The organism is Salinarimonas sp., assembly GCF_046292825.1.
GTDB lineage: Bacteria > Pseudomonadota > Alphaproteobacteria > Rhizobiales > Beijerinckiaceae > Salinarimonas.
Genome location: NZ_JBKBQG010000024.1, coordinates 58797 through 72697, shown reverse-complemented (window position 1 = coordinate 72697; position 13901 = coordinate 58797). Strand labels below are relative to the sequence as shown.

General features: G+C 71.2%; 15 protein-coding genes. 8 read left to right on the top strand and 7 right to left on the bottom strand.

The genetic code is table 11. The features are described 5' to 3' along the window. Positions 1 to 201 precede the first annotated feature (201 nt). Positions 202 to 420 (bottom strand): hypothetical protein, encoded by a 219-nt coding sequence (locus ACK4UM_RS13005; RefSeq protein ID WP_409799629.1) that lies wholly within the window; start codon positions 418 to 420, stop codon positions 202 to 204. A gap of 219 nt (positions 421 to 639) precedes the next feature. On the opposite strand from ACK4UM_RS13005, the gene ACK4UM_RS13000 reads away from it, so the two are divergent. Continuing rightward, positions 640 to 987 carry a hypothetical protein gene (locus tag ACK4UM_RS13000; RefSeq protein WP_409799627.1) on the top strand — a complete coding sequence of 116 codons (348 nt, stop codon included), beginning with the start codon at positions 640 to 642 and terminating at the stop codon, positions 985 to 987. 80 nt (positions 988 to 1067) lie between these two features. Here ACK4UM_RS13000 and ACK4UM_RS12995 read toward each other — a convergent pair whose 3' ends face one another. The 5 genes from ACK4UM_RS12995 to ACK4UM_RS12975 all read right to left on the bottom strand — a co-directional run bounded on the left by ACK4UM_RS12995 (position 1068) and on the right by ACK4UM_RS12975 (position 6429). Next, a complete protein-coding gene (locus ACK4UM_RS12995; RefSeq protein ID WP_409799624.1) occupies positions 1068 to 1529 on the bottom strand; it encodes a plastocyanin/azurin family copper-binding protein in 462 nt (153 codons plus the stop codon). A gap of 197 nt (positions 1530 to 1726) precedes the next feature. Beyond that, the gene (locus tag ACK4UM_RS12990; RefSeq protein WP_409799621.1) at positions 1727 to 2410 is read right to left on the bottom strand and encodes a PRC-barrel domain-containing protein; all 684 of its coding nucleotides are present in this window, start codon (positions 2408 to 2410) and stop codon (positions 1727 to 1729) included. Positions 2411 to 2457: 47 nt separating this feature from the next. Beyond that, positions 2458 to 3621: a hypothetical protein gene (locus ACK4UM_RS12985; protein WP_409799618.1), complete on the bottom strand. Its 1164-nt coding sequence runs from the start codon at positions 3619 to 3621 to the stop codon at positions 2458 to 2460. A gap of 90 nt (positions 3622 to 3711) precedes the next feature. Next, on the bottom strand, positions 3712 to 5181 hold the full coding sequence (locus ACK4UM_RS12980; RefSeq protein WP_409799616.1) for a pyruvate kinase: 1470 nt from the start codon (positions 5179 to 5181) through the stop codon (positions 3712 to 3714). Positions 5182 to 5217: 36 nt separating this feature from the next. Next, on the bottom strand, positions 5218 to 6429 hold the full coding sequence (locus ACK4UM_RS12975) for a hypothetical protein (protein WP_409799613.1): 1212 nt from the start codon (positions 6427 to 6429) through the stop codon (positions 5218 to 5220). A 190-nt stretch (positions 6430 to 6619) separates the two neighbouring features. Between ACK4UM_RS12975 and ACK4UM_RS12970 the strand changes: the two genes are divergently transcribed. The 4 genes from ACK4UM_RS12970 (at position 6620) to mobA (ending at position 10008) form a co-directional block, all read left to right on the top strand. Next, a complete protein-coding gene (locus tag ACK4UM_RS12970) occupies positions 6620 to 6832 on the top strand; it encodes a hypothetical protein (RefSeq protein ID WP_409799611.1) in 213 nt (70 codons plus the stop codon). 91 nt (positions 6833 to 6923) lie between these two features. Continuing rightward, positions 6924 to 8057 carry a P-loop NTPase gene (locus ACK4UM_RS12965; RefSeq protein WP_409799608.1) on the top strand — a complete coding sequence of 378 codons (1134 nt, stop codon included), beginning with the start codon at positions 6924 to 6926 and terminating at the stop codon, positions 8055 to 8057. 438 nt (positions 8058 to 8495) lie between these two features. After that, positions 8496 to 9383, top strand: a complete 888-nt coding sequence (locus tag ACK4UM_RS12960; RefSeq protein WP_409799606.1) for a formate dehydrogenase accessory sulfurtransferase FdhD — start codon at positions 8496 to 8498, stop codon at positions 9381 to 9383. Further along, positions 9376 to 10008 (top strand): molybdenum cofactor guanylyltransferase MobA, encoded by a 633-nt coding sequence (gene mobA, locus ACK4UM_RS12955; RefSeq protein ID WP_409799603.1) that lies wholly within the window; start codon positions 9376 to 9378, stop codon positions 10006 to 10008. Before ACK4UM_RS12960 ends, mobA begins: the two co-directional genes overlap by 8 nt. A gap of 15 nt (positions 10009 to 10023) precedes the next feature. Here mobA and ACK4UM_RS12950 read toward each other — a convergent pair whose 3' ends face one another. After that, the gene (locus ACK4UM_RS12950) at positions 10024 to 10746 is read right to left on the bottom strand and encodes a GNAT family N-acetyltransferase (RefSeq protein WP_409799600.1); all 723 of its coding nucleotides are present in this window, start codon (positions 10744 to 10746) and stop codon (positions 10024 to 10026) included. Positions 10747 to 11126: 380 nt separating this feature from the next. Here ACK4UM_RS12950 and ACK4UM_RS12945 point away from each other — a divergent pair, with 380 nt between their 5' ends. From ACK4UM_RS12945 to ACK4UM_RS12935, 3 genes are all read left to right on the top strand, one after another. After that, the gene (locus ACK4UM_RS12945) at positions 11127 to 11771 is read left to right on the top strand and encodes a DUF1906 domain-containing protein (RefSeq protein WP_409799598.1); all 645 of its coding nucleotides are present in this window, start codon (positions 11127 to 11129) and stop codon (positions 11769 to 11771) included. Between the two features lie 87 nt (positions 11772 to 11858). Beyond that, complete coding sequence (locus tag ACK4UM_RS12940) at positions 11859 to 12776, top strand: alpha/beta hydrolase (RefSeq protein WP_409799595.1); 918 nt, start codon at positions 11859 to 11861, stop codon at positions 12774 to 12776. 17 nt (positions 12777 to 12793) lie between these two features. Beyond that, positions 12794 to 13759, top strand: coding sequence for a UPF0104 family protein (locus tag ACK4UM_RS12935; protein WP_409799592.1), 966 nt, complete (start codon positions 12794 to 12796; stop codon positions 13757 to 13759). Positions 13760 to 13901 lie beyond the last annotated feature (142 nt).

The window sequence follows — 13901 nt, the reverse complement described above, 5'->3', positions numbered from 1 at the left end:
CGCAAGCTCCTCGTCCAGATCAACGCCGTCCTCGCCAGGGGCACCCCATGGGTCGAAAATGCCGCGTGAATATTAGTTGCTTCCCCTCCGGTCGCAAGCGACCTCCGGCCGGGGATGACACGAGGGAGCACTCACCCTGTCGGTGCGATCGCGGCAAGGAGAGCGACGGCGCTCGTCACGGGCGGAGCGAGGTTTTCGCGATCAATCCTCGACCCCGCCCGGCCCCGTCGCCCCCTCGAGCGCGTGCGCGATGAGCGCGGCTTCGGTTTCGGCCATGCGGGCGCGGGCCTCGAGCTTGCGTCGCATCTGCTCGGAGGCGCCGCGATAGGCCTGCGCCTTCTCGCGGGCGAGGCGCGCGCGGCGCTGCGCGGCGGCGAGATCGGCGGGGGCGTAGGCCGAGAAATTCGTCTCGTGCATCATCGGTCGTGTCCCGGAAGCGGTCGCGAGGTCGACGACCTCAGGGTGCGGCAGCTTTGCCGCGCGAGACCGGTCCGTCAAGAAAAAAGCGTGATCTTCCAAGAACTTGAAATTAGAATGATGAGAAACTGGAGCAGCCACGACCTCGGTGCCGGGAAACCTTGGAGCGGTTCGCGTCGTTCGCTCGTCGAGCCCATCGATGAAAACGAAGGAGATCGCGTCATGGCAGTGCAATCGAGAGACAACGGCTACGACCGCGCCCGCGAGGCCGCGACCCATGCCGGGGAGCGCGCGCGGGAGGGCTACGCGCAGGCCCGCGAGCGGGTCCAGCACGAGCTCGACCGCCATCCGGAAGCGCGCCGCTACGTCGATTACGGCCGCGACTACGCCTATTACGGCCGCGACATGACCCGCGCGCAGGTGCGCGAGAGCCCGCTCTCGGCGATCCTCGTCGCGGGCCTCGCCGGCTACGCGCTGGCCTATCTGATCCACCGCGGTCGGCGCCTGCGGCGGGGCGAGTCGCTGCCGGAATACGGCCGCTACGAATCGCGTTATCGCTGGGGCGATTGAGACGACGCCCCTCTCCGGGCGTTGCGCGGAGAGGGGCGCTCGGTCTCGTCGAGGGCGCCCCGCGGGGCGCCCTTTTCGCGTCACGGCTCCACGATCACCTCGCCGATCATGCCCTCCCCCTCGTGGGGATTGCAGACGTAGACGTAGCGGCCGGGTACCGAGAACGTGTAGCGGAAGACGTCGCGCGTCGAGATCGGGCCGGAATCGAACGGCTCGGCTCCCGGCGGGATCTCGACGAGATCGGGCTGGTCGGTCCGGCGCGCATCCGTCGTGACGGTGTGCGCGTGGCGGCCGACGGTGCGCCATTCGACGGTATCGCCCACGCGCACCGTGACGCTCTGCGGCTGGAAGGCGAACGCGTCCGACATCTCCACGATGGCGGCGACGGGCCCGCCGGGGAAGGGCACGGGCGCGGGCGCCTCCTGCTCGGCCTGCGGCTGGGCCTGATGGGGTCCCGGCGCCTGCATGACCTGCGCCGAGGCCCCCCCCGAGCCGAGCGCGAGGGCGCAGGAGGCGATTAGGATCCTCGTCGAAATCTTCATGAGCGGCCTTTCTCGAGACGGCGTCTTCGCGATCGTCTCGGCGAACAGGCGAAAGAACGACTTGTTCCCGCTTCGCAACGCCACGCCCCCGTCGCGTCGCCTTGGCGCCCCCTTCGCGCGTCGCCTCCCGGGCAAGCGCGGGTACGGCGCGACGCTCTCGCGCGCCTTCGCCCTCGCCCGCGAGGAGGATGCGGCGATCAGTCGAGCCGGGTGAATTCCGGCGCCGCTTCGAGCTGCTCGCGGGTGAAGGGCACGCGCACGAACTCGATCTGACCGGCCGTCCAGCCCGCCGTGCCCCAGGTGCCCCAGCCCCAGGTGCCGGTACCGGTACCGCCCATGCCGGTACCCATGCCCATACCCGTCGCGGGCGCGCCGGGAGCCGCAGTGGCGCCGGGAGCGGTGCCGCCGGGAGCCGTTCCGGGCGTCACGGCGCCCGTCGCGAGGTCTTCGCGCAGAACGAATTCGAGCGCCTGCACGTCGATCGCCACATCCTGCGCGCCGATGCCGAGAAAGCCGCCGATGCCGCTGATCACGCCGACGGTGCGCCCGTCGCTGTCCATCAGGAGATCGTCGACGCTGCCGATATCCTCGCCGCCCGGACCGACGATCCGCGCCCCCATCAGATTCGAGGCGAGCATCTGATCGGTCTGCTGCATCGTGAAGAAGCCGTCCTGGGCGAGCGGATGCGGCTGCGCCGGCTGGACCTGCTGCGGCTGGAGCCCCGTGCCGGGCTGCTGCTGCATTCCAGGCTGAGTCTGCTGCTGGGTGCCCGGCGCCGGCATCTGCTGCAGCATCTGTTGGCCCGGCTGCTGCTGGGCGTGTGCCGCGACGGGCAGAAGCGCCGCGGCGCAGACGAGCGTCGTCATGACACGATGTTTCATGAGATCGTTCCTCCGGCTTGTCTCTGCTCTTCCTGCCGAGCGACCGCTCAGCCGGCGTTGTTCTCGTCTTCCGCGGCCTCCTGCGCCTCGTCGGTCTCGTCCTCGACCGCTTCCGTGTCGATGGCGTCGTCCACGTCGACGTCGACCTCGGGACGGCCCGGGTCGAGTTCGGGCTCGAGCACCAGTCCGGAGCGGGCGTCGACGACGACCTCGACCTCCTCGCCCTGAAGCTCGGCGACGCCGCGGAACGTATCGCCGTCGCGCCGAAGCTCGCGCACCTCGCCGAGGCCGTGCGCCTCGATGATGCGACGCACCTGCGACTGGTTGAGCACGGCCTGCGGCATCACCTCGTCGCGCCAGATCTGTTGCCCGGCACCGGCCTGGCGACCGGGCGCCGCCTGGAGGCCGCGCGGGTCGAAGGCGCCGGTGGCCTGGGGCATGCCGGGACCGGGCTGCATTCCGCCCTGCATCTGCATCTGACCCTGCATCCCGCGATCCTGCATCTGCATGCCGCCCTGCATCGCCTGACGCTCGCCGAACATGCCGCCGTCGAACACGATCGTGACCGTGCGGCCGTCCGGCGCGCTCGCCTGCAGGTGGGAGGGCGCGATGCGCTCGAAACGCGTGTAGCCCGCCATCTCGAGGGCGTCGGCGAGGAGGTTTTCGGTGCGGCGCTGATCCTGCTCGGCGCGCCCGCGATCCTGGCCGGCCATCATGCCTTGGCCCATTCCTTGGCCCTGGCCCATGCCTTGGCCCATGCCGGCACCCATGCCGGCGCCCATGCCGCCCATCTCGGGACCGACGCCCGGCCGCTGCATGCCGGGGGTCCCCATCGGCCCCATCCCGGGCTGCTGCATGCCGGGCTGCATGCCCATACCCATCCCTTGCCCCATTCCCGGACCCATCCCGGCCTGTCCGCGCTCGGCGGGCTCGGCGATGCGGAAGACGATCGTCTCCCCGTCGGGGCCCATGGCCTCGATCACGCCGACGGCGACGATCCGCGGCCGCTGGAAGCCCGCGCGCTCGAGCCGCTCGCGCATGCGCTCGTCGTTCTCGCCAGGGCTGCCGGCACGCGCCTCGAAGGGGGCCTGCTGCCCGCCCTGCATGCCGCCGCCCTGCATCCACGGCTGCTGCTGCTGCTGCGCCATCGCCGCGCCGCCGGTCGCCGTCGCGAGCGCGGCCGCGAGCGCGAGAATGGTCCGTCCGGTCATGGTCCTGTTCCTCCCGTGTCGTTCGCCAGGCTCACTGGCGATGCGCGAGAGGCGCCGTGGGTTCCCTGCTGGAGCGGGATTTTCCGCCCGTCACCAGCTTCGCAGCGCGCGCAGGGTCGGGGTCTTCTTCGACTGGTGCTCGGCCATGCGGCGGAAGAGACCGTCGAGCGCGCCGATCGCGGCGAGCACGTTCGGGCCCTTGTTGAGCATCACGCATTCGGCCCGCGCGGCCATCGCGGCATCGGTCATTTCGCCGCGCGAGGGCAGCCCCGACTTGACGAGCGTCTCGAGCACCTGCGTCGCCCAGATCACCGGCACGCTCGCGGCCTCCGCGATCCACAGGAGCTCCTCCTGCATCTCCGCGAGCCGATCGAAGCCGATCTCGACGGCGAGATCGCCGCGGGCGATCATCACGCCGAAGGGCTGGCGTCCCGCCGCCGCGACGATGATCTCGGGCAGGTTGCGCACGGCGACGGGCGTCTCGATCTTGGCGACGAGGCCGATCGTGCGATCCGTGCGCGCGGCGAGCTCGGCCTGGAGCCGCGCCACGTCGGCTGCCGTCTGCACGAAGGAATAGCCGACGAGATCGGCATGGGCGGCGACGAAGTCGAGATCGGCGCGGTCCCTGTCGGTGAGCGGGTCGAGGTCGAGCGCCGTCTCGGGGAAGTTGAGGCCCTTCTCCGGCTTGAGCTTGGCGCCGCCGAGCTTCGTCGCCGCGATCTCGACGACGACGCCCCCGTGCGCCCGCGCGGCGACGCGCCCGGCGATCCGTCCGTCGTCGACCGAGACGCGCGCGCCCTCGCCCAACCGGTCGAGCACGGCGGGCAGGGTGCAGGTCGCCTGGAAGGGCAGCGCGCCCGCCGCCTCCGGGACGAGACGGGGGGCGAGGAGGAGGCGGTCGCCGACGCGCAGCTTCGCGCGCTCCTCGGGGGCGAGCACGGCGCCCGTGCGGATCTTCGGCCCGGCGATGTCCATGAGGATGCGGATCGGCCGGCCGGTCCGCGCCTGTGCCGCGCGGACGTGCTCGACCATCGCGGCCCAGGCGCGGGGATCGTCGTGGGCGCAATTGATCCGCGCCGCGTCGATTCCCGCCGCCGCGAGCGCGCGCACGAGGGCGGGATCGTCGGCGGCGTCGCTCGGCAGCGTGACGAGGATGCGGCCCTGGCGGTCGGGACGGGCGGGGCCGAACAGCGCGTCCGTCGCCGTGCGCAGCCGCGCCTCGCCGCGGAAGAAGGCCCGCCGGCTCGGCGCCCGCGCGGCGGTCTCGCATCCGGACAGGCCCGCGAGCGCCACGGCGACCGCATCGAGCGTCGCCAGCACCCGCCCCTCGAGCCGACCGAGCGAGGAGAGCCCTCTGAGCATCAGCTCGCGCTGGAGGCTGCGATGGTCGCGTCGGCGCAGAGCGAGATAATGGGCGAGGTTGAGCGCGCAGGCGGCGAAATCGGGCCGTTCGATCAGCGGGCGAAAGGCGCGATAGCGCGCCCTCCCCTCCCCCGCCACGTCCGCCCGCAGCGCCTCCAAGGCGGCGAGCAACCGTGCCGCACCCGCATCCTCCCCCATCGTCCCCTCGCTGCCGCGCCTCGAATCCGCCCGGCTCTAGCCCTCGCCCGTGACGGGAGGATGTCGGTCGCCGACGGGCTGGCGGACCCGGTGCCGCTCGGCGAGCCGCTTCGGCCCGACGAGCATGCCGTAGAAGTCGTAATCGACCGGCCGCTCGTTCGCCTTGAGGAAGCGGAAATGCGTGCGGAAGAAGAACAGCCGCTCGCGGAAGAGGCCGAGCTGGCCGGGGCGGACGAGCTGCGGCATCGAGAGCCGCATCACGAGCGGCCAGCGCGCGTCGGGCAGGCCGGCCAGAGCGGCGGGATCGACGGGGCAGGCGTTCATCGCGTCGTGGCGGCTCTGCAGCTCGTGCCAGACGATGCCCGGCTCGTGCGCGAGGCGCCGCAACGCCACCTCGTAGCGCGAGCCCGGAGCATCGACCAGCATCAGCGGCGCCACCGTGCCGATGGTGAGGAGCGCGATCGCGGGTCCCTGCCGGGGGAGATCGGGATCGGCCCGCAAGGCCGCCGCGAGCGTCTCGGGCGCGAGGAAGGCGCCGGAGGAGTGCCCGACGAGGAGGATCTCGTCCACCCGCTCCTCGCCCTGCGCCCGCGCGGCGGCGACGATCCGCGCCGCGAACGCCTCGACGCGTTGGGCGAGGACGTCGGTCTCGCCGCGCTCGTGGGCGAAGGAGAGGAGCCAGTCCTCGAGCAGGTAGCGCAGATAAAGCGGCCGCTCGATCCGCAAAGCGACGAACCCACCCGCGAGGAGCGTCGCGAGCGCGGCCGCGGGCGCCAGCAGCGGCGACACGCTCCCCGCCGCCGCGCCGGCGAAGACCGCGAGCGCCAGGATCGCGAGCGCGATCAGCACGGTCATCACGTAGGGGTAGGCGACGAAGGCGGCGAATTGCCAATCGAGACGCCCGAGCCGGCGCAACACGCCGCGCCGGGCGAGATCGAGCCCGATCGCGAGGAGCTTCGGCAGCCGGCGCAGAAGCGGCGCCTTGAAGGCGGGCCGGGCGACGTCGTCCCAGCGCAGGATCGCGACGCGCGCCCGCGTCTCCACGCCGTCGATCTGCGCATCCATAGCGAAGGCGGGGGCGAGCGGATCGGTCTCGTCGAGCGCCCCGGCTTGCGCCTCGTAGCCCCGCAGCCGCGCCGCCGCCGCAAGCTCCTCGGCGAAGAGCGCGTGATAGACGCGCGGGCGGCGGGGATCGTAGCCCGGGACGTAGAAGACGGCGCGGCGGTGCACGGGGGCGGGAGAGGTCATGCGCTCGACGTGTCGTGTGGCCGCGGAAGGGATCCCGCTCGGAAATTCCGCTTAGCGCGCCGCGCCCACCCGACGCAAGCGGCAGCTCCGGGAGCGCGATCGTCGTGCAAAGAGGAAGAAATCCCGCAGACGCGCTCGAACTTTTTCGAAGCTGGGGCGTTATCGCCCTGAAATTCAAGGAGAACCCGTGATGAATGATGCCAAGTTCAGCCTCGGCGCGCGCGTGCGGCTGTTGGCCGACGAGCGCGAGATGATCCGAATCCATCCCAACCAGATGGCGATCACCTACGAGGTCGTCCGCATCGTCCCCGGCGAGCGGGACGGCGAGGCGAAATACCACATCAAGAGCGATCTCGAGCCGCATATGCGCGCGGTCGGCGAGACGCAGCTCGCGGAGGCCTGATCCGCACGCCGCGCGCTCCGGAAACGCTTGCGCCGGAGCCGTCGCGCGGCCTACATCTCCTCGGTCCGGTAAGATACCGATGGAGACGAGCGTGAGCGTGACGCGGGAACAGGTCCTTCAGGCACTGACCCCGGTGAGGCTGCCCGCGAGCGGTGGCAGCCTCGTCGCCTCCGGGCGCCTGTCGGACGTCGTCGTGAACGACGGGCGCGTCATGTTCTCGATCGCGATCGACCCCACCGAGGCGCAGGCGATGGAGCCCGTGCGCGCCGCCGCCGAGGCCGCCGTCAAGGCGCTGCCGGGTGGGCCCCAGGTCTTCGCGAGCCTCACCGCCGACCGGCCCGTGCCGAAGGGCCCCGTCACCGAAACCCCCGCCCGCGCCGGCATCCAGCCCGGCCGTCCCGCCGGTGCGCCGCAGCCGAAGGCGCAAGGCATTCCGGGCGTGAAGCACGTCATCGCGGTCGCCTCCGGCAAAGGCGGCGTCGGCAAGTCCACCACCTCCTGCAATCTCGCGCTCGCGCTGCGCTCCCTCGGCCTGAGCGTCGGCATTCTGGACGCCGACATCTACGGCCCCTCGATGCCGAAACTCTTCGGCCTGCACGGCAAGCCGCGGGTGCTCTCGGGGCGCATCCTCGAGCCGCTCGACGGCTACGGCGTCAAGGTGATGTCGATCGGCTTCATGGTCGAGGAAGAGACGCCGATGATCTGGCGCGGGCCGATGGTGATGTCGGCCATTACCCAGATGCTGCGCGAGGTGGCCTGGGGCGAGCTCGACGTGCTCGTCGTCGACATGCCCCCCGGCACCGGCGACGCCCAACTCACCATGGCGCAAGCGACCCCGCTCGCGGGCGCCGTCATCGTCTCGACGCCGCAGGACCTCGCGCTCATCGACGCGCGCCGGGGCGTGGCGATGTTCCGCCGCACCGAGATCCCCATCCTCGGCATCGTCGAGAACATGGCGACCTTCGTCTGCCCCAATTGCGGGACGACCTCCCACATCTTCGGCCATGGCGGCGCCCGCAAGGAGGCCGACCGCCTGGGCGTCCCCTTCCTCGGCGAAGTGCCCCTCGACATGACGATCCGCGAGACCTCGGACGGCGGACGGCCGGTCACCGCGATCGATCCGGACGGGGTGCACGCGCAGGTCTATCGCGGGATCGCGGAGAAGGTGTGGGCGACGCTCGCGGGCGGGCGCGCGCGGGTTGCGCCGAGGATCGTGTTCGAGTGAGGAGGGGGGGGTAATCCCTTCCCGTAACATTTGAAAATCGTTAGTTGCGGTGTCATCCCGGACGCCGAAGGCGATCCGGGACCCATACCCGCGAGGCTTCGGTCGCAGCCTGTAGGCTGCGTTTCTCTGACGATTAATGCCGCAAGGGTGCGGAAACGAGCGCGGCATGCGCGCTCGGACGACCGTCGAGGTTATGGGTCCCGGGTCCGCTTCGCGGCCCGGGATGACAACCTCCGGAAGATTCACAAGCTCGTAGCCGAGGGTGCCCCCTGGAGCGGAGCGGAAGGGGTCGGGTGGGGCTCGTGGCGATGAGATCTTGCTCTGCGCGTCGTGCCCCACCCGACCTCGTTCGCTTCGCTTCGAGGCCAACCTCCCCTACGGGGAGGGATCTTTCCCACCCCCTACCCAGCCCGTCCGCGCTCGGCTAGTTTCCCCCGCATGAGCGCAGACAGCCCCTACATCATCGCCCCGAACCCCGCCGACCCGCGCCTCACGCAGACGGTCTCCGGCGTCGACGAGCGTGGCGAGCCGGTGGAGACCTCCGTCACGGTCGAGCGCGCCTTGACGATCTATCTCAACGCGCAGGAGATCGTCACGCAGATGACGATCGGGGACTATCCCGAATACCTCGCGCTCGGCTATCTCCTCAACCAGAACATGGTGCGTCCCGAAGACGTGATCACGGGCATCGATTACGACGAGGATCTCAAGGTCGTTGTCGTGCGCACGCAGCGCGAGACGAATTTCGAGGACAAGCTCAAGAAACGCACCCAGACCTCGGGCTGCGCGCAGGGCACCACCTTCGGCGACCTCATGGAGGCGCTCGACGACGTGCGCCTGCCGCAGGCAGAATTGCGCACCTCCTGGCTCTACCGCCTGACGCATGCCGTCAACACGACGCCGTCGCTCTATCTGGAGGCGGGCGCGATCCACGGATGCGTGCTCGCGCGCGCGGACCGGCCGCTCGTCTACATGGAGGACGTCGGGCGCCACAATGCGGTCGACAAGATCGCCGGCTGGATGTTCCTCGAGGGCGAGAGCGGGGCGGACAAGATCTTCTACACGACGGGGCGCCTCACCTCCGAGATGGTGATCAAGACGGTCCGCATGGGCATCCCGATCCTCGTCTCGCGCTCGGGCTTCACCGCCTGGGGCGTGGAGCTCGCGCGAAAGCTCGGCCTCACTCTGATCGGCCGTGCGCGCGGAAAACGCTTCGTCGCGCTCTCGGGCGCGGAGCGGATCGTCTACGACCAGGACCTCGCCTACGTGGCGGAGGAGAGCGCCAAGAACCGGCGCAAGGGCTCGCGGGAGGGCGGCGATGAGTGAGACCTTTCCGGCGACGCTCGGTGTTCTTCTGGCGGGCGGCCTCGCGCGGCGCATGGGCGGGGGCGACAAGCCGCTGCGCCCGATCGGCGGCAAGACCATCCTCGCGCGCGTCATCGAGCGCCTCGCGCCGCAATGCGAGGGGCTGATCCTCAACGCGAACGGCGACCCCGCCCGCTTCGCCGAGACCGGCCTCCCCGTCGTCCCCGACGACGTGCCGGGCTTCGCCGGCCCGCTCGCGGGCATCCTCGCCGCGCTCGATTGGACGGCGGCGAACCGGCCGGAGATCGCCTGGGTCGCGAGCGTCGCCGCCGACACGCCCTTCATCCCGCACGATTTCGTCTCCCGCCTGCACGCCGCGCGCAACGCGGCCGACGTCCCCCTCGCCTGCGCGGAGAGCGACGGGCAGACGCATCCCGTGAACGGGCTGTGGCGGGTCGATCTGCGCGAGGATCTGCGCCATGCGCTCGTCGTGGAGGACATGCGCAAGATCGACCGCTGGACGGCACGCCACGGCATCGCCCATGCCGGCTGGGCTATCGCGCCCGTCGACCCCTTCTTCAACGCCAACACGCCCGAGGACATCGCGCGAGCGGAGGCGATCCTGATGGAGATCGGGGAGGCGTGAGCCTCCCGCGCCGCCTCAGTCCACGACCGGCCAGCGATCCGCCGCGGCGTCCCGCGGCAGGAGGCCGAGGAGGCGCGGGTCGTCCTCGATCTCGATCGCGCGCTTGTAGGGCGCAAAACCCGCCCGCATGTAGGCGCGGATCGCGGCGGGGTGGTCGAACGAGCAGGTGTGCACCATCAGCCGCGCGATCGGCCGCGCGAAGGCGATCGCGATCGCCTGGGCCATCAGCCAGGCTCCAAGCCCCTCCCCGATCGCCTCGGGCACGAGCCCGCAATAGACGAGCTCCGCCTCCTCCCCGTCGAACGCGACCTCGACGAGCCCCACCGGCGCGCCGCCGCGATGGAGCGTGCGCGAGACGAGGCGCGGATCGGCGAGCGCGCGCTCGAGCGCCGCATCGGACACCCGCAGCCGCCCGCTCCAGAGCCAAGGCGCCCCGATTCGCGCGTAGAAGGCGCGGTAGGCGTCGAGATCGCGCGTCGTCTCGAGAAGCGCGAGATCGTCCCGCGGCGCCGGCACGGCACGAGGCGGCGGCGCGCGCATCTCGAGATAGGTCACGAGCGCGGCGATCTTGCCCGGCGGCAGATCGGTGACCCCGTCGAGCGCGCAGACGAGCCCCGCCGCGCCCGCGCCCTCCATCGACCCGCCCGCCATCGCCCGCTCTCCCTGGACCGCATGCTCGACGCGACCGGCATAGAGCATCTGCCGGTCGGCGAGGAGTCGGCACCGGGTACTTCGCATGACGCCGCCTTCACGAGGCACCGCCCCTCTTCTTCTCCTCAGAACTTTGAATCCTTGCGAGAGGTGTCATCCCGGACGCCGAAGGCGATCCGGGACCCATAACCGCGACGTTCGGGTCGCAGCCTATAGGCTGCGTTTTTCCAAAGCTTTGGCGCTGCGAGGGTGCGCAGCGAGCGCGACATGCGCGCTCGGACCAGTCGTCGCGGTTATGGGTCCCGGGTCCGCTTCGCGGCCCGGGATGACAACCCCACGAGATTCACAGACTCTCGGGGAAAGGAACACGAGCCATCGAACTCCCCTCCCCCGCCCCACCCCATAATTGCACCCCCGGATCGCGCCATGGTAGCATCACCGGACGTCCACCCGGGGGCCTGACGAGGATGATCATCGACACGAATCGGCGCACGACGCCGCAACTCGCCTGCCTGCGCGAGGCCGGGACGACGGGGGTGATCCGCTATTACGCGCGCGCCACGAGCCAGCCGGAGAAGCGGCTCGTCCGCGAGGAGGCGCAGGCGATCCTCGCGGCGGGGATGAGCGTCGGCGTCGTCCACGAGGCCGCCGGCAACGCGCCCTCCGCCTTCTCGAGCACCATCGGCGAGGCGGACGCCACCTATGCGTTCGCCTACGCGGCACGCACGATCGGCCAGCCGGCGGGGTCGGCGATCTATTTCGCCGTCGACTACGATTGCTCGGACGACGACGTGACGAACGCCATCATCCCGCATTTCCGCGCGATCGCCGCCGTCGCGGCGAGCGGCGCGACGCCGCGCTACGCGATCGGCGCCTACGGCAACGGCCTCGTCCTGCGGCGGCTCCTCGCGGAGAAGCTCGTCGCCTATGCCTGGCTGTCGCAATCGACCGGATTTCGAGAGTACCAGAGCTTCCTCGACAGCGGCGCGTGGGTCTTGCGGCAGGGGCCCGCGCGCACCTTGTGCTCGATCGGGGTCGACGGGAACGACGCGAACCCGAAGGCCGCGGGCTGGGGCGCGTTCACGACCCTCGATCCCCTGCCCGCCCCCTGATCGGGGATTTCCGCGCCGTGACACGGCGCCCGCATGCGCTTATGTCTCTCGCCCGAGCCGAGATCGATCGAGCGAGCGAGCCCGCCCATGTCGACGACCCCGTCGCAGAACGACACCAGCCCGCCGGCCGGCGGCTATCGCGTGACCACGCGGCTCGTGCGCGGCGAGGGTTCGCCGGCGCTGGAAGTGGTCGAGACGCTGCCCGACGGCCCGCGCGTCGGGGCGCCGCTCCTCCTCGTCCACGGCGCCTTCGGCGGGGCGTGGATGTGGAGCGAGCATCTCGCGCCGTATCTCGCACGGCGCGGACGCAGCGTCGTCGCGCTCTCGCTGCGCGGCCACGGCCGCTCGGAGGGCGGCGAGCGGCTGCGCGAAACGCGCCTGTCGGATTACCTCGCCGACGTCCGCCGCGTGCTCGCGACCCTGCCGCAGACGCCTGTCGTCGTCGGCCATTCGCTCGGCGGGCTGATCGCGCAACGGCTCATCGGGCGCGAGCGCATGGCGGGGCTCGTGCTGATGGCCTCGCTCCCGCCCGACGGGCTCGCCCTCGTCAATGCCCGCACGGCGATGACCGAGCCGCTCGTGTGGCTCGACGCCGTCCTCGGCAGCCTCTCGAACGCGCCCGGCGGACGCGGCATCGGGCCGATCGGCGCCGCGACGCTCTCGCGCGGGATGGCCTCGTCCGAGCGTCTCCTGTTCTCCGAGCGCCTGCCGCTCGCCCGCGTGCGGCGCTACGCGTCGATGATGGCGCCCGAGAGCCCGCGCGCGCTCGCCGACGCGCACATGCCGGGCCCGGTGCTCTCCGCCTTCCTCACCCGCCTGCCGACCCTCGTGATCGGCGGGGCGGAGGACCCGCTCGTCTGGCGCGCCTGCACGCTGCGCACCGCCTTCTATCACGCCGCGCGCCACGAGACGCTCGAAGCCTGCGGCCACTTCCCCATGCTCGACGTCGCCGCCGACGAGGGAGCGCGCCGTCTCGTCGATTGGCTCGATCGGCACGGCCTGTGAGCGGACGCGCGGCGGCGGTGCGACGCGCTCTCGATTACGCGTGGCCGGTGATCGGCCTCCTCGCGGTGGCCTTCTCGCTGTGGATCCTGTCGCGGGAGCTCGGCGCGCTCTCGGCGGCGGACGTGCTCGCCGAGATGGCCGCGATCGCGCCCTCGCAATACGCGCTGGCGCTTCTCGCGACGCTCGGCGCCTATGCGATGCTCGCCTGGTACGACCGCATCGCGCTCCTGCATCTGCGCGTGCACCACGTCTCCTGGCCCTTCGTGGCGCTGACCTCGTTCACGACCTACGCGCTCTCGCACAATATCGGCGCCTCGGTGCTCTCGGGCGCGGTGGTGCGCTACCGGGCCTATTCGTCGGTGGGCCTCGGCGCGCGGCAGATCGCGGTGCTCGTGGCGTTCTGCTCCTTCACCTTCACGCTCGGCGCCGTGACGCTCGGCGGGCTCCTCCTGGTCTTCTTCCCCGACATGCTCGCGCGCGTCGGCGGGGGCCTGCCCGAGGCGATCACGCTGTCGGGCCAGGCGATCGGAATCCTCATGCTCGGCTTCGTCGGGCTCTACGTCGCGGGCTCGCTGATGCGGCTGCGGCCCCTGCAGCTCGGCGGCTTCCGGCTCGATTATCCGCGGCCGGGCATCACCGCGCGCCAGATCGCGGCCTCCTGCCTCGACAATCTCGCGACCGCCGCGATCGTCTTCGTGCTGCTGCCGCCGGAGACCAATCCGGGCTATCTGATCGTGCTCGCGGTCTTCCTCGCCTCGTTCTCGGCCGCGCTCGTCTCGCACGCGCCGGGCGGGCTCGGCGTGTTCGAGCTCGTCTTCGTCGCGGCGCTTCCCGAGATTCCCGACGCGAAGCTCGTCGCGGCGCTCGTCCTCTTCCGTCTGTTCTACCTCCTCGGCCCGCTCGCGATCGGCCTCGTCGTGGTGGCCGTCTTCGAGCGGGCGCGGCTCGCGGAAATCCTGCGCGGCCGCCGCCGCGAGGGGTGAGCGCTCGTCAATCTTTCGCAGGTTGTCATCCCGGGCCGCGAAGCGGACCCGGGACCCATACACTCGACGACAAGTCCGAGCGCGCATGCCGCGCTCGTTCCGCTACCTTTGGACAGCTTTCGTCGGAGAAACGCAGCCTACA